A 19,209-nucleotide genomic window follows, 5' to 3' on the forward strand; every position below is an offset into this window, starting at 1 on the left:
AACTTAGTTATAATGCGCTACGTTCCCGCCAGGCTGTGGTTGCGGACGGGCAATGCGCCCATCCAAGTCCAAGACAGACGCGGTCAAAGGGATCCACGTAAGCGACCGCGTGCGCGCGGCGCGATCATGGCGCGTCCTAGATGTAAGCCGCACCGTCCGTTCTACTTTCTTTGGGGCAATACCGCCTCGCGGGCGAGCGGGCCAGTCGTGAAGGTGGCTGCGGCCTCCCGAGCAAACGCCCCGGTGCGCAAGTGTGGGGTCAAATACCAGGTCAGCTGGTGGGAACAACCCGATATTCCGTGCAGGGCACGGATCGTATACGACACAGAAGGCAGGGTAGCGGACATGGTGAGGGGCAGCTTGATGCATGCAGCTCGGTTGGGTGCTGGGACCGCGGCGGTCATTGCCGTTTTGGGCCTGAGTGGATGCGCGTTCAATCCACTGTCCACGTTCACGACGCCCACGATCGACCAGATCGAGCGCGAGACCGTTACCCCCACGGTATCGGACGATGCCCTGGTCACGCCGGGAACCCTGACGGTCGCCCTCGATACTTCCGATGCCCCGCAAGCCATGCAGGATGCCGACGGAAACCTCACGGGCTATGCGGTCGATGCCGCTCGTGCCCTCGCATGCCGCATGGGTCTCAAGGTCGCTTTTGTCGATGCGTCCTCGGCCGATTCCGCGCTCAGCGATAAAAAGGCCGATATCTTCATTGGCGACGTCAGCTCTACGGACGGCGATATCAGCTCGCTTGGCACCTGTCTGTACGACGCCCCCGCCGTATTCGGCAAGAGCAGTGACGGCGAGTCGCCGAGCGTTTCCACCGAAACCCTTAACACCGCTACCCTGGGCGTTCAGACCTTTTCGGCCTCGCAGGAAGCGCTCGCCAAGCAGGGCATCACGGCCAACCAAAAGACCTTCTCCAACATCAACGAGTGCTTCGAGGCACTCGAGTCGGGCGAGGTCGATTACGTGGTCTGTGATTCCACGGCCGGTGGTTACCTCGCGCGCCTGATGAGCCAGATCTCCTGTGTCGGCACGCTCGAGACGCCCTCCACGCTTGGCGTCGCAGGCCTTAGCTCTAACGATGAGCTGTGCCGTGCCGTGGGCGATGCCCTCGACGACATCACGGTCGACGGCACGCTCGAGGCGGTCCACTGCGTCTGGTACGGCCAAATGCCCTATGACCTTACCGCCAAGACTGTTTCGGGGGCCAATGTGCAGGCATCCGAATCCACGTCCAACGAGACCGAGTCCTCCGATGGCGGCACCTCCGATAACAACGGCGACAGCCCCTCGTCTAGCCAGGAGGGCGCCATCACCGACGATGACATCAACAAGCTCAATAGCTAGTTATTGGTAGGGGTGGAGCCTGCCATACATTGAACAAGGCGCTTCTTCACGGTTTCAACACGCATGGCCGGGTCTCCCCCATAGGGGAGCCCGGCTTTTCAATTTTGATAAAACCAGCAGCTCAAGGGCAATTTCCAGGAGAAAAACCAACTCCGCCGACGCCCTCATATAGCGCACTTTGCCGCGGAAAAGTGCGAGACTTCGGTATGCGGTATCAAGCAGTCGTTATTCGGGCCTTTGGGAATTCGGGTGATTAAATGCACGGCAATGGGTACATAGCCAGTACAGTAAGTCCCCGAGGCAGATTGGAGCCACGTATGGATATCAAGGTTTCTGGACGCAAGACGACGGTAACCGATGCTCTGCGTGCGCATGTGGACGAGAAGATCGGCGAGGCGCTCAAGGTTTTCGATATCGAGCCCATGACAGTCGACGTCGTGCTTCGTTATGAGAAGAACCCCTCGAACCCCAACCCGGCAATCGTCGAGGTCACGGTTCGTGCCCGCGGCTCTGTGATTCGCGTCGCCGAGCACGGCGCAGATATGTATGCCGCCATCGATCTCTCCGCCGATAAGGTCACCCGCCAGCTGCGCAAGTTCAAGACCAAGGTTGTGGACAACCGCCAGGGCGGTGCCAGCGCTGCGGATGTCGCACCGGTCGAGCGCGTCGAGGATCTGGCCGACCTGCTGCTGCCCGAGGAGGACGACGACCTGCTCGTCCGCGAGAAGGTCATCGATGTCACCCCGATGACTGAGGAGCAGGCGCTGGTGCAGACCGATCTGCTCGGCCACGACTTCTACGTGTTCGAGAACGCGACGACTGGCCTCATCAATGTGGTGTATCACCGTAAGAATGGTGGATATGGCATCATCAAGCCCCGCATCGAAACACTTGACGAGTAAAATACGTTAACTTGCATGAGTTAACGGTTGGCGGCCATCCCATGCGGGTGGCCGCCTTTTTTACGTAAGGAGTCGCTTTGATGGACAAGGCCGCATCCGCCGGTCATTCGGACCGTTGCCGTATCGTCGTCGATACCTGCTGCGACTTTAACCCCGAGGTCGCCGCGAACCTCGATGTCGATATCTTGGGCTTCCCTTTCATTATCGATGGCGAGGAGCGCACGGACGACATCTGGTCGAGCATGAGCCCTAAGGAGTTCTACGACCGCATGCGCGCCGGTGCCCGCGTGTCCACCTCGGCTGTGTCGCTCGGTCGCTATATCGAGTTCTTTACCGAGTGCGCCAAAGAGGGCACGCCCACGGTTTACCTGTGCTTTACCTCGGCGCTGTCGTCGAGCTACAACTCCGCGTGCCAGGCGGCAGATGCCGTGCGCGCCGAGTATCCCAACTTTGAGCTCTACGTGGTCGACAACGCCCTGCCCTGCGCGACCGGCGAGCTCCTGGCGCTTGAGGCCGTGCGCCAGCGTTCGGCGGGACTGACTGCCAAGCAGCTGGTCGATTGGGCAAACGAGGCCAAGACCTACGTGCACGGCTACTTTACGCTCGAGAGCTTCGATGCGCTGGCTGCCGGCGGCCGCATTCCGCCCGCGGCGGCGCAGCTCACGGCAAAGCTCGACGTCAAGCCCGAGCTCTCCTACGACCTTGCCGGCTCGCTGTCGCTGATCGGCGTCAACCGCGGCCGCAAGAAGGCGCTCAAGTCCATCCTCAAGTCGTTCCGCGAGAACTACGTGCCCGATCGCACCATGCCCATCGCCATCATGACGGCCGATGCCGAAAAGGACGGTGACTGGCTCGAAGCCGCCATCCGCAAGGAGGAGGGCTGCGCCGACGTCACGATCATTCGCAGCTCCGTGGGCCCCACCATCGGCTCGCACGTGGGCCCCGGCATGGTGGCCTGCGCGTTTTGGGGCAAGAACCGCACCGACAAGGCGTCGCTTTCCGACCGCATCGCCCGCCGCGTGCGCGGCCAGTAGACAAGCGCTGCGTCCGTAATCGCCCTCGACTCACAGCCCAAACGCTGGCAACGAGTATTCAACCTGGTAATAACACCCAACCCAAAAGGAAAGGTTTCATGGCAAACAAGCTCTCTGTCGCATTTATCGGCACCGGAATCATGGGTGCCCCTATCGCCGGCCACATTCTGGACGCTGGCTATCCCGTCACGGTCAACAACCGCACCAAGTCCAAGGCTGCAGCGCTTGTTGAGCGCGGTGCCGTCTGGGCCGATACGCCGGCAGATGCCGCGGCGAACGCCGACGTCGTCTTTACCATGGTGGGCTATCCCTCCGAGGTCGAGGAGCTCTACCTGGCGGGCGACGGTCTGCTCGCGTGCACTAAGCCCGGTGCGGTCCTAATCGACCTCACCACGAGCTCGCCCGAGCTGGCGCGCGACATTGCCGAGGCCGCCCAGGTTTCCGGCCGCATGGCGTTTGACTGCCCCGTCACCGGCGGCGAGTCGGGTGCTATCGCCGGCACGCTTACGGCTATCGTGGGCGCTACCGAGAACGACATTGCCCCGGTCCGCGATATCCTTTCCACCTTTGCGGCAACCATATGCTGCTTCGACGGCGCCGGCAAGGGCCAGGCTGCCAAGCTCGCCAACCAGGTGTCGCTGGGCGCCTGCATGGTCGGCATGGCCGATGCGCTGGCGTTTGCCGAGCTGAGCGGCCTTGATATGGAGAAGACCCGTCAGATGATCCTGGGCGGCACCGGCAAGTCCGGTGCCATGGAGAGCCTGGCGCCCAAGGCGCTCGACGGCGACTACAAGCCCGGTTTTATGGTGGAGCACTTCATCAAGGACCTGCGCTTGGCGCTCGCCTATGCCGACGACCGCGAGCTTGCGCTGCCCGGCGCCGACGTGGCCTTTACGCTCTATGACATGCTCGACGCCATCGGTGGTGCCAAGCTGGGTACCCAGGCCATCAATGTCCTCTATAAGGAGGAGGCCGACGCCATTGCCGCCGGTCTGGACTGGTCGCAGTATCGTCCCGAGGAGCATGGTGCTCACGAGGAAGGCTGTGGTTGCGGCGAGCATGGCGACGACCACGAGTGCGGTTGTGGCCACCACCATGGCGAGGACCACGAGTGCTGCGGCGGCCACGGCCATGACGACGGCCACGAGTGCTGCTGCGGCCACCATCACGAGGAGTAGCGCCCATGAGCTGGACGTTCGTGGTGCTTGCACTAGTGCTCTTTCTCTTTGCGATCTACATTGGCTTTTTGTGCGGCCAGTGGGCGTGCGAAAAGCGCGTCGTCACCAAGCGCGACTACTGGATTGCCAACTTTGCAGGAGCGGCGGCAGTCGTCCTGCTGACCTGGGTGTTCTCGCTGTTCCCACTGGTGCAGTTTGCGCCGATCGGCTGGCTTGGCGGCTTTATCGCCGGCCTTAAGATGAGCTTTGGCGAGTCCGTTGGTCCGTGGCGCAAGCACGATGAGGTCTTTAACGTCAACCAGGCTCATCGCGCCGCCGCCGACGCAGGAGACGCCGAGGAGCGCCGCCGCGCGCGTCGCAATGGCGCGGCTGACCGACAGCTCATCTCGGTCACCGATGACAGCAAGGGTGCTGGCAGGCACACTAAGAAATAGTAAGAAGAGGTAACTATGGCAGAAAACAAAGACGAACAGCTCACCGACGAGGAGCTGGCACAGCTTCAGCTGGCAGAGGAGAACGAGAACACCGTCGACCGCTTGGTCCAGGAGCTCGGCTGCCCCACGCGCCGTATCCGCCAGTTTGCCGCCCGCGTGCTGCACCTGCTTGCCGAGCGCGACCCGCAGCGCGTCGTGCCCTGCGTGCCCGCGCTGATCGAGGCGCTCGACCGGCCCGAGGCTCAGACTCGCTGGGAGGCCCTCGATGCCCTGGCGGCGCTCGCCACCACCTGCCCCGACCAGCTGGGTGATGCCTTTGAGGGCGCCGAGACCGCACTGTTTGACGAGATTTCCTCCACGCTGCGCTATGCCGCCTTCCGCCTGCTGTGCGTGTGGGGTGCCACGAGCGTCGAGCGTTCGCGCGAGGCTTGGCCCATCCTGGACGAGGCCATCCAGTGCTACCACGGTGACCTCGAGTATCGCGATATGCTCGGCTGCCTGTACGAGTTTGGCAAAGGCGAGATCGATGCCGAGATCGCCGAGAAGCTTGCGCTGCGCCTTAAGTTCGATGCCGAGAACGGCAAGGGCAGCTATCTCAAGGCCCGTTCGAGCGAGATTTGCGAAATGCTTGTTAAACGTTTTGGCCTGGATCTCTCCAAAAAGAAGAAGCGTGCTAGCGTTAAAAAATCTGACGACGCCGAAGACGAGGAGTAACAGATTATGGCGCACGATGTAGTCCTGATTCCCGGTGACGGGATCGGTCCCGAGATTACGCAGGCCATGTGCCGCGTGGTCGAGGCCGCCGGTGTCCAGATCAATTGGAACGTCCAGGAGGCCGGTGCCGGCGTCATGGACGAGTTTGGCACGCCGCTGCCCCAGCATGTGCTCGATGCCGTCGCCCAGACCAAAGTTGCCATCAAGGGCCCCATCACCACGCCGGTCGGTACGGGGTTCCGCAGCGTCAACGTTGCCCTGCGTAAGTACTTCGACCTGTACGCCTGCGTGCGCCCCTGCCTGTCGCAACCGGGCGATGGCTCGCGCTTCCGCGATGTCGACCTGGTTATCGTGCGCGAGAACACCGAGGACCTCTACGCTGGTATTGAGTTCGACGAAGGCGCTGCCGAGGTCGAGGAGCTTTCACAGCTTGTCGAGCGCTCGGGTCAGAAAACCTTCGCCGCGGATTCCGCCATCTCGATCAAGCCCATCTCCATCGCCAAGAGCCGCCGTATTGTGGAGTACGCCTTTGAGTATGCTCGCCGCTGCGGTCGCAAAAAGGTGACGGCCGTGCATAAGGCCAACATCATGAAGGCGACTGACGGCCTGTTCCTGCGCGTGGCTCGCGAGGTGGCTGCCAACTATCCCGATATCGAGTTCAACGACAAGATCGTCGACGCCACCTGCATGGGTCTGGTTCAGAACCCCAACGACTTCGATGTTCTAGTCCTGCCCAATTTGTATGGCGATATCGTCAGCGACTTGTGCGCCGGTCTTGTGGGCGGCCTTGGCATGGCCCCCGGCTCCAATATCGGAGCCGACTGCGCCATCTTTGAGGCCACGCATGGCTCCGCGCCCGATATCGCTGGCCAGGATATCGCTAACCCCACGGCCGAGATTCTGTCTGCGGCTATGATGCTCGATCACCTGGGCGAGAACGATGCTGCCAATCGCATTCGCGCCGCCGTATCTGCCACGCTCGATGAGGGCGAGCAGGTTACCGGTGACGTGCGTCGTGCCCAGACCGGCTCCATTGAGGGCGCCGTGGGCACGCAGGCCTTTGCCGATGCCGTTATCGCGCATCTTGCCTAAGGGGATACGGCTTCAAACGCCTAAGCGGTACTTATACGTTTGCGGATAACCTGAGAATGAATACGCCCGGCGCTCTGTCGGGCGTATTCTATTGAGGACTATGTTTCTTAACAAGGAGTAACTGATATGGGTCTGATTCAAAAGAAGGACGAGAAGGACGAGATCGACGGCATCCAGATCATCGAGCGCGGCGAAGGCCCCGACGGTGACGAGGACGAGAAGATCGATCTGGTCGCAGGTACGTCTGCCGAGCACATTGCTGCCGGCACGACCGCCGAGGAGGAGGACGCCCGCCTGGAGGCTCAGATTGCCGCGGATGCCGCCGACGAGAACCTCATGCCTGAGGAGCAGGACGAAGACGAGGACGATGACTCCGACGTGGACGACAGCGCATCCAAGCACAAGAAGACGATGATTGCCGCCTTTGTGGTCGCCATCGTGATCGCTGCTGTGGTCGGCTTCTTTATCGGCAACGGTGGTTTTGGCGGCAAGGGCGTCGGCTCGGCGACCCTCACCGAGGACCAGCTCGATTCGACCGTGGCAAGCTACAGCTACAACGGCAAGAAGAGCGACATCACCGCGCGCGAGGCCATCGAGAGCCAGTACAGCCTTGATACCGTCAAGGATAGCGATGGCAACTACACCGCTCCCTCTGCCGATGTCATCCTGTCCTACGTGCGCAACCAGATTCTGCTGGACGCTGCCGAGGATGAGGGCATCACCGTCTCTTCTAAGGAGATGAAGGAGTACGCCGAGGATTCTATCGGCACTTCGGACTACAAGACCATGGCCACGCAGTATGGCGTGTCCAAGGACCAGGCCAAGCAGATCGTCCGTCAGTCCGCGACGCTGCAGAAGCTCTACAAGAAGAAGGTGGGCGATAGCTCCGCAAGCATGCCGATCGCTCCGACCGAGCCTTCTGACGGCAACGAGGACACCGCGAGCAAGGACTACGCCGACTACATCATCAACCTTGCCGGTGACGAGTGGGATAGCAAGAAGGGTACCTGGAAGGACGCCGATAGCGCCTACGCTAAGGCTTTTGCCGACGATGCCTTTACGGCCGATAGCGCTACCTATAAGCAGGCCATGACCGCCTATTACACCGCCTACCAGCAGTACTCTTCGCAGGCCTCGAACGCCAGCTCCAAGTGGACCGAGTACGCCAACGGCCTCTACGCCAAGGCCAATATCAGCATCTACGGCCTGTTTGCGTAAAGATTACCTGAGCCTTCGAGTACGAAGCCGAAATATCTGATGAAGCCCCCTAGAACGGACATCGTTCTAGGGGGCTTTTTGCGTTGGAGGAAAGGGCGGGGAAGAGAGAGTAGGAGGGGTTTAATATACAAATTCTTGGAGACTTTATTCATGTAAAGTGAAAACGATTTCGGCCAAACTGGTAGTAACAATGTGGTACCACTGTTCATCTGGTAGTAACCAATTTTGATTCGAAATCGAATGGAAATTGCTAAGAATTAGTTTGGTAATGAAAGAAACGCAGCGCTTCTACCTGCGTAAATTACCGTTTACGGGCCAAAAATAACCGTTTGGCAACGAAATAGTAATTTGAACGAAATGTGGTGGACGTTTGAATTGAGTGTGTGCTACCGTACATACCAGCAACCCCAAATAGGGACTGGGTTGTCTAAGTTTGCGCGCCAATGCCGGCAAGCGGAGAAGCCGGTATGCACAAGGCGCGGACATGGAACTCGTTGGTGAACAACGAAAGAAAGGTTGGAGGAGATACCATATGATGAAGTACCTCCAGAAGCTCGGCAAAGCGCTGATGCTTCCCGTCGCGGCTCTTCCCGTCGCAGGTATTCTTATGGGCGTGGGCTACCTGCTCGCTCCCGCAGTCATGGGTGCTGCCGGTGACACTACCGGTTTTGCCTATACCGCCGGTTTCCTGCTCATCAAGGCAGGCGGCGCTCTTATCGATAACATGGCCTGGCTGTTCGCAGTCGGCGCCGCTGTCGGCCTTGCCGACGATCACGATGGCACCGCTGGCCTCGCTGGCCTCGTCGCCTTCCTGATGATTCAGCAGCTCCTGAACCCTGCCGTTGTTGGCACTATCCGTGGTATGGATGCCGACGCCCAGACCGCTTGGCTCGCCACTACCGAGGGCATCGCGTTCTCCAAGATCGCTGGTAACTCCTTCATTGGTATCCTGTCCGCCATCATCGGTGGCACCTGCTACAACAAGTTCAAGGACACCCGTCTTCCCGACTGGCTGGCCTTCTTCTCCGGCAAGCGTTGCGTCGCCATCATGACTGCTGTCATCTGCATCGTCGTTTCCGTCGTCCTGCTCTTCGCTTGGCCCCTCATCTTCGGTGCGCTCGTCGCTCTGGGCGAGGGTATCGCTGCTATGGGTGGCATCGGCGCTGGCATCTACGCCTTCCTCAACCGCCTGCTCATCCCGACTGGTCTCCACCATGCTCTGAACAACGTGTTCTGGTTCGACACCATCGGCCTTGGCGACCTGACCCACTTCTGGGCTGGCGAGACCTCTGCCGACGTCAAGTGGAGCCTCGGCATGTACATGTCTGGCTTCTTCCCCTGCATGATGTTCGGTATCCCGGGCGCTGCCCTGGCTATGGTTCAGACCGCTAAGAACAAGAAGGCTGCTATCGGCCTGGTTGTCTCCGCCGCCATCTGCGCCTTCGTCTGTGGCGTCACCGAGCCCTTCGAGTTCGGCTTCATGTTCCTGTGCTTCCCGCTCTACGTTGTGTACGCTGCCCTGTACGGCATCTTCACCATCATCACCTACTATGTTGGTTTCCGTGCTGGCTTCTGCTTCTCTGCTGGCGCTACCGACCTCCTGTTCTCCGCTAGCCTCCCGGCTGCTGCCAACACCTGGATGATCATCCCGATGGGCATCGCTGCCTTCCTGGTCTTCTACCTCGTGTTCCGCTTCGCCATCACCAAGTTCAACCTCATGACCCCTGGTCGCGAGGATGAGGATGTCGAGGAAACCTCCGCTTCCGCCGCTGCTGGCGACGACAAGTTCGCCGCTCTGGCCGCCGCTGTTCTCGCTGCCGTCGGTGGCAAGGAGAACGTTAAGACCGTTGACTGCTGCGCTACTCGCCTTCGCTTCGAGCTCGGCGATTCCGCTCTGGTCGACGAGGCTGCCTGCAAGAAGGCTGGCGCTCTGGGCGTTATGAAGATGGACAAGGGTGCTACCCAGGTCATCATCGGTACGCAGGTCCAGGCTGTTGCCGAGGAGCTCAAGAAGCTTCTCTAAGCCTTAGAGACGTACGTGTCTTGCAAAGGGTCGTCCCGCTCCGCGGGGGCGGCCCTTTTTGCTACCTCGATACTTGATGAGGCGGTGCGATTGGTATTACAGTACACGGGCAATTAACCGGTAAACAATATTGCAATGTGCTGGTTGACCTGCTGTTATTACGTTAAAACTGCTATAGTACGTGGTGTCTGGTTACAACCAATTTCGAGTCATTTATCCGGCAGGTATCATCATGGCAATGGGAGCGCGCAAACAGCCTCTGTACGATCAGCTCGTCGATTTGCTGACCGATAAAATCGATCACGAACTTCGACCCGGCGACTATTTGCCGTCCGAGCGTGACCTGTCGGAACGCTACGGGCTCTCGCGTACGACGGTTCGCCTTGCCCTGCAGGAGCTTGAGCGCCTGGGCCTGGTGGTTCGTCAGCGCGGCCGTGGAACCATGGTGTGCGACCGCTCTCTGCAAACGGCAAACCTCTCGCAAATCTATAGCTTTACCGAGCAGATGAAGGCGATCGGCCGTGTGCCCAAGACGACGATTCTTGAGTTTACCGAGGTCGAGGCCGACAAGAATATTGCCGTAGAGATGAACGCGCGTCTTGGCGAGCGTCTGTACAAGATCAAGCGCCTGCGTATTGCCGATTGTGTGCCGCTGATGATTGAGTGTACATATCTGCCGAGTCGCAAGTTCTTTGCGCTTAAGCGCCCCATGATCGAGAACAAATCGCTGTACGACATGATCGAGCAGGACTTTCACGAGAAAGTTCGCGTGGCAGAGGAAGAATTCTACGCGAGTATCGCCCGCCATTCCGACGCCCGTCTGCTCGAGATTGCCGAAGGCGCACCGGTCCTGGATTTGATTCGTACCACATATGACATGAACAACGAGGTTATCGAGTATACGCGTTCGGTTGCGCGCGCCGACCAGTTTAAATACAAGGTCTACCACAACCGCGCAGTCTAGAGTTATTGGGTATAAACGGCTTGGTGTGTTTTGCGGCGGGTGCAAAATGCGCCAAGCGGTAGAAGGCAACGAACAATCGCTCGAATTAACAATGCAGTGGTTTTTGATCCGCCCTAAAACGCACTGCGGGTACGGGAGCATAGATGAGCACGTATGCTATCAAGGCCGACAAGTTCTTTTTGCCGGCGGGGCCGCAGCTGGGCGGCTACCTCATGGTCGAAGATGGCGTCTTTGGCGCTTGGCAGGCCGATGAGCCCGCTTGTGAGATCAAAGATTATTCGGGTACATGGATTGCGCCGGGCATGGTGGACACCCACATTCATGGCTTCTATAACCATGCCACGACCGATAATGATGCCGAGGGTATCAACATCAGCTCGACCGAGCTCGCTCGTCGTGGCACCACCAGCTGGCTGCCTACGACCTTTACCGACGGCGTGGAGCAGATCAAGGACGCCTGCGCTGCCATTGCACAGGCGGACGAGGAGCGCGGACCTGAGTTCTGCGGTGCTCGTATTCAGGGCATCTACCTGGAGGGTCCGTTCTTTACCATGAAGCATGTGGGCGCCCAGAACCCTGCTTATCTGATCGGCCCGTCCGAGAAAGTTTTTGACGAGTGGCAGGAGGCCGCCGGCGGTCGAATCGTCAAGAGCGCTATGGCGGCCGAGCGTGACGGCGCCGCCGCTTACGCCGCGGCTCTGAGCGCAAAGGGCGTCGTGACCTGCATCGGCCACTCTGATGCCACCTATGATGAGTGTGCTGCCGCCATCAATGCTGGCGCCAGCTGCTTTACGCATACCTACAACGGCCAGCGCGGTCTGCATCACCGTGAGCCCGGTGTCGTCGGGGCCGCTATGACCACGCCCAACACCTATGCCGAGATCATTTGCGACGGCAAACACGTGAACCCTGCTGCTATTAAGGCGCTGCTGCAGGCCAAGGGCTGGCAGCACACAGTGCTGATCACCGACTGCTTGGGTTGCGGCGGCATGCCCGAGGGCAAGTACACCAGCGGTGGCATGGATGTCATTATGAAGGACAACCTTTGCTGGCTTGCCGATGGCTCTGCTATCGCCGGCTCGGTGCTCACGCTCGCACAGGGTGTCAAGAACATTGTCGACTGGGGTCTCGCGAGCGCCGATATCGCAATTCGCATGGCGACCGAGGTGCCCGCGCGCTCTGCTCACGTCGAGGATAAATGTGGCAGCATTATGCCTGGCCGCGATGCCGATTTTGTCGTGTTCAATCCCGACCTTACCCTGGTCGAGACGTATGTGGGTGGCAACAGCGTCGGTAACGCGTTTGCCGAGTAGCCGCCAAAGAAACGATTCGAGAGGGGATTTAGATGATTTACGGTGCATTGGGCGATATTGAGGAGTATCGCGGAATGCTTAAGGGCCTCGACGTGCTGATCGACTGGCTCGAGGAGAACGACCCGGCGGAGCTCGAGGTCGGCAGCTATCCGATTTTGGGCGACAAGGTCTTTGCAAACGTCATGGCTCCCACGACGCGTCCCGAGGCCGAGGCCCACTACGAGACGCATCAGCGCTATCACGACCTGCAGATCGACGTCGAGGGTCGCGAGGCCTTTAAGGTCGCCACGGGCAGCCTGACGCTGGTCCAGGAGTTTGACGAGAAGGACGACTACGACCTGGTCGATTCCGACGCCTCGATCGCCGGCGATCTTGCCGACGACAAGTTTGCGCTGTTTGTTGCCGGCGAGCCTCACATGCCCACGCTCGAGTTCCCGGGCGATGGCGCGCAGCCGGTCAAGAAAATCTGCTTTAAGCTGCTTGCAGACGCTTACTGGGAGGAATAGCGCGCTGCTCTGCTGAGCTGTTCGTATGCTGGCGTGTTTTCCCTAAGGGAAGCACGCTACGACCCCGTTAATCGTGTTTTCCCTAGGGGAATCACGATTAACGGGGTTTCTGTTTTGAATAGGGGAGCTGACGCTGTTGCGATGCGTGGATTGGCACGCGCACTCAAAATCGGCAACAAAAAAGCCGCCCGAAGGCGGCTGTCTTGTGCAATGGAGCCAGCGACCGGGCTCGAACCGGTGACCCCCGCTTTACGAGAGCGGTGCTCTACCAACTGAGCTACGCTGGCGGCCATGTGATGACGCAGCTGAGGCGTCAACGGCTGTCTATGATACGGGACATCGCAAATCCGCGCAAGTGCTCTGACGGCTTTTCTCACGTTAAATGCACTAATCATTCAAGCCGAGATGTGCCTGGTTGCCTACAACTAGGTAGAAAAACGCCCGTCGGCGGTGTGCCGGCGGGCGCTGCTGTGCGATATGTTGCGTTATGAGCTTAGTGCCTCATAAAATGGTACTCGATCACATTGCTGTAGGGATGACCCGGGCCCACAATGCCCTGCGGGAACAGCGGCTGGTGCGGCGTGTCGGGGTACATCTCGGCCTCGAGGGCAAAGCCGGCGCCCCAGCCGTAGTTGGCATCGTCCTTGGCGTGCTCATCGCCTAGCCAGTTGCCGGTGTAGAGCTGCACGCCCGGGGCGGTGGTGTAGTAGTCCAGCTCACGGCCGGTCCACATCTCCTCGACGTGCAGGGCACGGCGCAGATTGCGGCCGTACTGATAGCCGCCAATGCACAGGCAGTGATCGTAGCCGCGTGCCTGCTTAATCTGCGGATGGTCGGCCTCCATGCCAGGCGCGACGGGGCGTAACTCGCGAAAATCAAACGGTGTTCCCTCGACCGGAGCAATCTCGCCAGTAGGAATGTTCTGGTCGTCGATGGGCAGGTAGTGGGCAGCGTTGGCAACAAAGAAGTGTTCGCAGTCCATGCCGGCATTATGACCGGCAAGGTTAAAGTACGTGTGGTTGGTCATGGACACGTACGTGGCGCGGTCGCTCTCGCAGCCATATTCGATACGGAAGCGGCCGGTGTGCGTCACAGTAAACACGGCCGTAAAGGTGCGGTTGCCGGGCAGGCCCAACTCGCCATCCTCAAGTGAGGTGGTCATGCGCACGGCGTTGTGGGCCTCGTCGAGCTCAACATCCCACACGCGCTTGTGCAGGCCGTGCTCAAGATCGCTGTGCAGGTTGTTGGCGCCCTCGTTGGCGGGCATATGCCAGTCCGTACCGTCGATGGTGATCGTGGCGCCCGCGGTGCGGTTTGCCACGGGGCCGATGGTCGCGCCAAAGCAGGCGGGGTTGTCAAAGTAATCCTCGAGCTTATCGAAGCCCAGCACCACATCGCGCACATTGCCGGGAATGTCGGGCACATCGATACCCAGCACGGTGGCGCCATAGTCCATAATGCGAACGCAGATCTCGGGCCCGTTGAGGGTGTAACGATGAACGGGGGTACCGCACGGCGCGGTGCCGAAAAGCTCGGAAGTGATCATTTGGTTCCTAACATCGAGGTATTTCCGACAAACTGTAGCGCGAACAGGCGAGATTATCACTACACCCCACTAAAGCAGGGGGTATTTTTCTCAAAAAAGTGATGATTGGAGCTGTGCGGGCGTTCATTTTTGACGCGCGCGAGTCTGATACAATTTGTTCGTTACTGTTTGAATGATATGCGCACAAAGAACGGCGAGGATTCATCGTGATTAAAGCGGAGCGACAGGATAAGGTTCGTCAGCTGCTCGAGGAGCAGGGCACGGTCTCGGTCAAGGAGATTTCGGATGCACTGGGCGTCTCGGATATGACGATCCGCCGTGATCTTGAGGAGCTTGCGAGCCTGGGCGAGATCGAGCGCGTGCACGGCGGCGCCCGCAGTGCGCAGGGTCGTCCCCACGCTATGTTGCGCCACGAGTACTCGCACAGCGAAAAGCGCACCAAGCATGCCGAGGAAAAGCTGCAGATTGCGCGCCGTTCTGTGGAGCTTATCGAGGAAGGCTCGACCATCTTTTTGGGCACGGGTACTACGGTGGAGCAGATGGCCTCGATGCTGCCGGCGTGCCGCCTGCGCATTGTGACCAACTCGCTTTCGGTGTTTAACCTGCTCGAGGCGCGCGAAGACTGCGACCTGTGCCTCGTGGGCGGCATGTATCGTCGCCGCACCGCCGCTTTTGTGGGACCAACGGCCGAGGATACCCTGCGTGCGCTGGGGATCGATGCAGCCTTTATCGGCGCCAACGGCATCTTGGACGGTGACGTATCTACGTCCAACATGGAAGAGGGCCGCATCCAGCAGCTCGCCTTTAGCAAGGCAGACTCGCGCTATCTGATCGCCGATTCCAGCAAGATTGGCAAGCGCGACTTCTACACCTTCTGCCGTCTGGACAGCCTGGATGCCGTGGTGTGCGAGCCGGGTATTACCGCCGAGGATCGTGCCGCCATCGAGGAGCATACGCAGGTCATTTGCTAGCTAGCGCTGCAGGATTGCTAGTAAGCGCTGTGTGAGGACTTTTGCCCCCCTGTCATTGTGGGGAATCGGCGCGTCAGCGCTATGCGATATGACGCGCAAATGGGGACTTCGCTATCAAATTGTCTCAACCTGTAACAGGTAGGGGTGAAGTCACCAACCAGATGTTACAGATTGAGATTTTTGGCCCGGCCTATTCCGTTTGTCTCAATCTGTAACAGCTAGGACCTAAAAACTCGACTAGGTGTTACAGATCGAGATTTTGGCCCGGCCTATTCCGTTTGTCTCGATCTGTAACAGCTAGGACCCAAAAACTCGACTAGGTGTTACAAATCGAGATTTTGTCTATCCAGCCATCACCTTTGTCTTGATCTGTAACAGTTAGACGGTTAAAAGCGAGTTAGATGTTACAGATTGAGATATTTCTGCTCGGGCGTTCTGTTTGTCTTGATCTGTAACAGCTAGGGCCGAAATATTCGGCTAGATGTTACAAATCGAGATAAACGACCTGCTCGGGCCGAGCCAAAACAAAAAGGCCGCATGCGAACCCGTGGAGGGATTCGTATGCGGCCGACAGGGGGTATGCGGCGGAAACTAGGCCATGAACAGGCCGGTCTCCGCGACGTTCTTGTACCAGTACGCGCTCGCCTTGGGATAGCGGGCCTGGGTCTCAAAGTCGATGTAGAACAGGCCGTAGCGCTTGTTGTAGCCGTTGGTCCAGGAGAACTGGTCCTGCAGCGACCACACAAAGTAGCCGTCGACGTTCACGCCGCCGTCGATCGCCTTGAGGATCCATGCGAGATGCTGACGCATATAGTCGATGCGAGGGGCATCATCGATAAAGCCGTCCTCAAAGTCGTCCTTATAGCCCATGCCGTTCTCGGTGATGTAGATCTTCTTGTAGTTGGGGTAATCGTTCTTAATGCGGAGCAGCAGGTCGTACAGGCCCTCGGGATAGATGATCCAGTCCCAATCGGTGGTGGGTACGCCTTCGCGCACGCATGCCTCGCCTACGCCCTTGAGGAACCAGCGCGAGGAGCCCTTGTCGCCGGTGCCATTGTGGTTGATGTCGTTTTCGCCCTCGGCGGCACGCAGGAACTGGCACTTGTAGGTGTTGACGCCCAGGCAATCGTTGTAGGGGAGTGCGGCGGTCAGCGCGGCGATGTCCTCGTCGCGAACGTCGAGCTCGCCGCCGGCGATATGGGCAAGCTTGGTCGCAGCCTCCATGGTGTCGGCTGCATAGTGGCCGCGGAAGGTGGCATCGAGTACCCAGCGGTTGTTGATGACGTCGGCCATGCGGGCGGCCTCGCAGTCGGCAGCGCTGTTGGGATCGAGGGGATACTTGGGCTCTAGGTTCTGGACAATGCCGATCTCGCCCTCAAAGCCGCCCTCATGGAAGGCGACGACAGCCTTGGCGTGGGCCACCATCATGTTGTGCATAAGCTGGAAGGCCTTGTCCAGGCGATACTTCTCGCCGTGCGGCCAGTTGCCGACGATAAAGCTGCCCTCGGCGGTCGCGGGAATCTCGTTAAAGGTAAACCAGTGCTTGACCTCGGTGAACTCGGCAAAGCAGAACTTGGCGTACTCGACAAAGGCGTCGATCGTCGTGCGCGTCAGGAAGCCTTCGCCGCCGTTCTGGTAAAAGGCCTCGGGCGTATCGAAGTGATCGAGCGTGACATAGGGGATAACGCCGGCCTTGTTGCAGGTGGCTAAGAGCTCGTGATAGAAGGCGACACCCTCGGGGTTAATCTCACCGGTGCCGTTGGGGAAGATACGGCTCCAAGCGATGGAGACGCGGATACCGTTGATGCCGAAGCGCTGGCACAGGTCGATATCGACCGGGTACTTGTTGTAGAAATCGCTTGCGGGATCGGGGGAGAAGCGACCCTGAGCGGCCAGGAAATCGTCCCAGGGCACTTTGCCCTTGCCGTGCGTGCGGGTCTCGCCCTCAACTTGGTAAGCGGCAGTGGCGCCGCCAAACACAAAGCCGTCGGGGAACTGCATGGGGTTGTTCATGAGGCATCCTTTCTGGGGGTACGAATAGGGAGAGGTGCCCGAACTGGGGATCCGGGCACCAACAGAGGGAGGAGCTAGTCGAGGTTCTCGCGGAGCCACTTGATGGCGCCAGCGGGGTCGCGGGTAAGGTCGATATATTCCTTGCCGCGCGGGGCGAGCAGCTTAATGCCCAGACGATCGGTGTCGGCCTTCATGTCGTTGTAGTAGCTACGAACCTGCGGGGCAAGCACGATAACGTCGTACTGATCCATGATGGCAGTGTGCTGACCATAAGCGCCGGCAGAGGAAGCGATGTTCTCTCCGGTCTGCGCGGCACCTTCCTTGATGGCGTTGGCAAGCATGGCAGAGGTGCCAGCGCCGGCGCACAGGACGAGGACTTTCAGGCCGTCGACATCCTTCTTAGCGGATGCTTCGACGACGGGCTCGGGCTGATTGGCGACAGGCTCGCTGTCGCCGGCAGCGGCGGTCGGCTCGACGGAAGCGGTAGCCTGCTCGACGGCGGGCTCAGAGGTGCTGGCGGCGATGGTGGCAGCACCGTCGGACTCAAGACCCAGCTCGGCGGCGCGCTCGGCCTCCTGGTCGCAGAGCAGCTTATCGTACGCCTTCAAGAACGGCAGGTAGATGATGGCGTCCAGCAAGATGATGATCGCGACAAATACCAGGGCGATAAGCTGGAAGTTCGTGGTGATGAAGATGCCGATGGGGGCGGGGGTAGCCCAAGGCACCACGAAGGAGAAGCCGTTCATACCCACATTGTCGATAAAGAACTTGGCAACACTCACGTTGACGCAGCCGGCGGCAACAAAGGGGATGAGCATGTAGGGGTTAAGGATCATCGGCGCGCCAAAGAGCAGCGGTTCGTTGACGGCGAAGGCAACAGGAACAATCGAGGCCTTACCGACGGCTTTGAGCTGCTTGGACTTCATAAAGAGAATCAGCAGAAGTGGCACGATGAACGTGGCGCCGGTGCCGCCGAACTCACCCACGAGCGACATGTTAAAGGTGAGGGAGTGGGCGGGGTGGCCGCCTGCCAGCAGAACCTGCAGGTTCTCGGCCTGGTTGGCAAGACGGATGGGGTCGATGCCCGGCTGGACAATCGAAGGACCGTGGACACCGATGAACCAGAAGAACGCGGTGGCTGCCTGGATAAGGATAAGGCCAGGATAGGTTTCTGCGGCGGTAAAGAGCGGGGAGAGCAGTTTGATAAGCAGCTCGGAGAACGGAACGCCCATGAGGTTGCGCACGACGACATCGATGATGCCGCAGATGATGACGGCGCCGCCAAAGGGGATGATGTCGCGGAAGTTCTGAGCGATGGCGCCCGGGACTTCCTTGGGCAGCTTAATGGTCAAATCGCGCGAGACGCAGAATTTATAGACCCACACGGTAATGAACGCGGCGATATAGGCCGAGAACAGACCGCGCGTGCCCATGCTGGTGCAGTCGAAGACCGAAAGTTCGGAGCCGTCGAGCTTGGTGGTGAACTGCGTAACGGCGAGCAGCAGCATGCTGCACTGGGCGGCCACCATGGTGGAGCCGTCGTTGAGCACCTTGCCGGCGGGCATGCGTCGGTTCATGGAGGCCGTGAAGTTCTTGGCGGTGGTGCCGGCAACCATGATGCCCATGACGCCCATGGTGAAGTTGTACAGCTTGTTGCACCAGTCGATGAGCGGTTGGGGCAACGTGATGCCGACCACGCCGGGAAGCGTGGCGATTAGCAAAAAGATCGAAGAGGTGAGGACGATGGGCATGCACCCAAGGAATCCGTCCTTGATGGCCTGGAGGTAGATGTTCCTCGAGATCTTCTCAAAGAATGGTTGATGCTTTTCGAGCATCTTTACGATGGCGTCCATAAAGCTCCTTTGTTACTTGATGCGCGATGCATGTGGATGGAACTGGTCGTCGGTGGATGGTCAGGACTGCCCGGAAACCTTCCCGCTTAAGG

16 protein-coding genes and 1 tRNA gene are annotated in these 19,209 nt (G+C 59.4%); 13 read left to right on the top strand and 4 right to left on the bottom strand.

The window, feature by feature from the left end:
• Nucleotides 1-363 precede the first annotated feature (363 nt).
• The 12 genes from ACTQ48_RS04975 (at nt 364) to ACTQ48_RS05030 (ending at nt 12,734) form a co-directional block, all read left to right on the top strand.
• Nucleotides 364-1,356: a substrate-binding periplasmic protein gene (locus ACTQ48_RS04975; RefSeq protein ID WP_441570306.1), complete on the top strand. Its 993-nt coding sequence runs from the start codon at nt 364-366 to the stop codon at nt 1,354-1,356.
• Nucleotides 1,357-1,673: 317 nt separating this feature from the next.
• Nucleotides 1,674-2,258 (top strand): ribosome hibernation-promoting factor, HPF/YfiA family, encoded by a 585-nt coding sequence (hpf, locus tag ACTQ48_RS04980; RefSeq protein WP_055285508.1) that lies wholly within the window; start codon nt 1,674-1,676, stop codon nt 2,256-2,258.
• A gap of 80 nt (nt 2,259-2,338) precedes the next feature.
• Complete coding sequence (locus ACTQ48_RS04985; RefSeq protein WP_427718953.1) at nt 2,339-3,292, top strand: DegV family protein; 954 nt, start codon at nt 2,339-2,341, stop codon at nt 3,290-3,292.
• 98 nt (nt 3,293-3,390) lie between these two features.
• Nucleotides 3,391-4,470: an NAD(P)-binding domain-containing protein gene (locus tag ACTQ48_RS04990; RefSeq protein WP_427718955.1), complete on the top strand. Its 1,080-nt coding sequence runs from the start codon at nt 3,391-3,393 to the stop codon at nt 4,468-4,470.
• Between the two features lie 5 nt (nt 4,471-4,475).
• Complete coding sequence (locus tag ACTQ48_RS04995) at nt 4,476-4,904, top strand: hypothetical protein (RefSeq protein WP_427728604.1); 429 nt, start codon at nt 4,476-4,478, stop codon at nt 4,902-4,904.
• Between the two features lie 15 nt (nt 4,905-4,919).
• Complete coding sequence (locus tag ACTQ48_RS05000) at nt 4,920-5,618, top strand: hypothetical protein (RefSeq protein ID WP_427718960.1); 699 nt, start codon at nt 4,920-4,922, stop codon at nt 5,616-5,618.
• A 6-nt stretch (nt 5,619-5,624) separates the two neighbouring features.
• Nucleotides 5,625-6,710 carry an isocitrate/isopropylmalate dehydrogenase family protein gene (locus tag ACTQ48_RS05005; protein ID WP_441570289.1) on the top strand — a complete coding sequence of 362 codons (1,086 nt, stop codon included), beginning with the start codon at nt 5,625-5,627 and terminating at the stop codon, nt 6,708-6,710.
• Between the two features lie 126 nt (nt 6,711-6,836).
• Nucleotides 6,837-7,928 carry a hypothetical protein gene (locus ACTQ48_RS05010; RefSeq protein WP_441570290.1) on the top strand — a complete coding sequence of 364 codons (1,092 nt, stop codon included), beginning with the start codon at nt 6,837-6,839 and terminating at the stop codon, nt 7,926-7,928.
• Nucleotides 7,929-8,460: 532 nt separating this feature from the next.
• Nucleotides 8,461-9,951, top strand: coding sequence for a PTS transporter subunit EIIC (locus ACTQ48_RS05015; RefSeq protein ID WP_427728598.1), 1,491 nt, complete (start codon nt 8,461-8,463; stop codon nt 9,949-9,951).
• 232 nt (nt 9,952-10,183) lie between these two features.
• Nucleotides 10,184-10,915, top strand: a complete 732-nt coding sequence (locus ACTQ48_RS05020; protein ID WP_427718969.1) for a GntR family transcriptional regulator — start codon at nt 10,184-10,186, stop codon at nt 10,913-10,915.
• Between the two features lie 143 nt (nt 10,916-11,058).
• Nucleotides 11,059-12,228 carry an N-acetylglucosamine-6-phosphate deacetylase gene (nagA, locus tag ACTQ48_RS05025; protein ID WP_427718971.1) on the top strand — a complete coding sequence of 390 codons (1,170 nt, stop codon included), beginning with the start codon at nt 11,059-11,061 and terminating at the stop codon, nt 12,226-12,228.
• Between the two features lie 32 nt (nt 12,229-12,260).
• The gene (locus ACTQ48_RS05030) at nt 12,261-12,734 is read left to right on the top strand and encodes a YhcH/YjgK/YiaL family protein (protein WP_441570291.1); all 474 of its coding nucleotides are present in this window, start codon (nt 12,261-12,263) and stop codon (nt 12,732-12,734) included.
• 211 nt (nt 12,735-12,945) lie between these two features.
• On the opposite strand, the gene ACTQ48_RS05035 is transcribed toward ACTQ48_RS05030, so the two are convergent.
• Nucleotides 12,946-13,021 (bottom strand) — tRNA-Thr (locus ACTQ48_RS05035).
• A gap of 206 nt (nt 13,022-13,227) precedes the next feature.
• Entirely contained in the window at nt 13,228-14,280 is a 1,053-nt protein-coding gene (locus ACTQ48_RS05040; protein WP_427728593.1) for an aldose epimerase family protein, read from the bottom strand.
• Between the two features lie 206 nt (nt 14,281-14,486).
• On the opposite strand from ACTQ48_RS05040, the gene ACTQ48_RS05045 reads away from it, so the two are divergent.
• Entirely contained in the window at nt 14,487-15,251 is a 765-nt protein-coding gene (locus ACTQ48_RS05045; RefSeq protein WP_441570292.1) for a DeoR/GlpR family DNA-binding transcription regulator, read from the top strand.
• A gap of 591 nt (nt 15,252-15,842) precedes the next feature.
• On the opposite strand, the gene lacG is transcribed toward ACTQ48_RS05045, so the two are convergent.
• Complete coding sequence (gene lacG / locus ACTQ48_RS05050; RefSeq protein ID WP_441570293.1) at nt 15,843-17,264, bottom strand: 6-phospho-beta-galactosidase; 1,422 nt, start codon at nt 17,262-17,264, stop codon at nt 15,843-15,845.
• Between the two features lie 74 nt (nt 17,265-17,338).
• On the bottom strand, nt 17,339-19,117 hold the full coding sequence (locus tag ACTQ48_RS05055; RefSeq protein WP_441570294.1) for a PTS lactose transporter subunit IIBC: 1,779 nt from the start codon (nt 19,115-19,117) through the stop codon (nt 17,339-17,341).
• Nucleotides 19,118-19,209 lie beyond the last annotated feature (92 nt).

The sequence above is a fragment of the Collinsella sp. Sow4_E3 genome (assembly GCF_052116285.1).
Taxonomy (GTDB): domain Bacteria; phylum Actinomycetota; class Coriobacteriia; order Coriobacteriales; family Coriobacteriaceae; genus Collinsella.

What these genes read in the sequence shown, in the direction of transcription:
- ACTQ48_RS04990 (WP_427718955.1), top strand. Translation starts at nt 3,391, where the DNA reads ATGGCAAACAAGCTCTCTGTCGCATTTATCGGCACCGGAATCATGGGT.
- ACTQ48_RS05020 (WP_427718969.1), top strand. Translation starts at nt 10,184, where the DNA reads ATGGCAATGGGAGCGCGCAAACAGCCTCTGTACGATCAGCTCGTCGAT.
- ACTQ48_RS05015 (WP_427728598.1), top strand. Translation starts at nt 8,461, where the DNA reads ATGATGAAGTACCTCCAGAAGCTCGGCAAAGCGCTGATGCTTCCCGTC.
- hpf (WP_055285508.1), top strand. Translation starts at nt 1,674, where the DNA reads ATGGATATCAAGGTTTCTGGACGCAAGACGACGGTAACCGATGCTCTG.
- ACTQ48_RS05040 (WP_427728593.1), bottom strand. Translation starts at nt 14,280, where the DNA reads ATGATCACTTCCGAGCTTTTCGGCACCGCGCCGTGCGGTACCCCCGTT.
- ACTQ48_RS04995 (WP_427728604.1), top strand. Translation starts at nt 4,476, where the DNA reads ATGAGCTGGACGTTCGTGGTGCTTGCACTAGTGCTCTTTCTCTTTGCG.
- ACTQ48_RS05055 (WP_441570294.1), bottom strand. Translation starts at nt 19,117, where the DNA reads ATGGACGCCATCGTAAAGATGCTCGAAAAGCATCAACCATTCTTTGAG.
- ACTQ48_RS04975 (WP_441570306.1), top strand. Translation starts at nt 364, where the DNA reads ATGCATGCAGCTCGGTTGGGTGCTGGGACCGCGGCGGTCATTGCCGTT.
- ACTQ48_RS05000 (WP_427718960.1), top strand. Translation starts at nt 4,920, where the DNA reads ATGGCAGAAAACAAAGACGAACAGCTCACCGACGAGGAGCTGGCACAG.
- ACTQ48_RS04985 (WP_427718953.1), top strand. Translation starts at nt 2,339, where the DNA reads ATGGACAAGGCCGCATCCGCCGGTCATTCGGACCGTTGCCGTATCGTC.
- ACTQ48_RS05010 (WP_441570290.1), top strand. Translation starts at nt 6,837, where the DNA reads ATGGGTCTGATTCAAAAGAAGGACGAGAAGGACGAGATCGACGGCATC.
- nagA (WP_427718971.1), top strand. Translation starts at nt 11,059, where the DNA reads ATGAGCACGTATGCTATCAAGGCCGACAAGTTCTTTTTGCCGGCGGGG.
- ACTQ48_RS05030 (WP_441570291.1), top strand. Translation starts at nt 12,261, where the DNA reads ATGATTTACGGTGCATTGGGCGATATTGAGGAGTATCGCGGAATGCTT.
- ACTQ48_RS05005 (WP_441570289.1), top strand. Translation starts at nt 5,625, where the DNA reads ATGGCGCACGATGTAGTCCTGATTCCCGGTGACGGGATCGGTCCCGAG.
- lacG (WP_441570293.1), bottom strand. Translation starts at nt 17,264, where the DNA reads ATGAACAACCCCATGCAGTTCCCCGACGGCTTTGTGTTTGGCGGCGCC.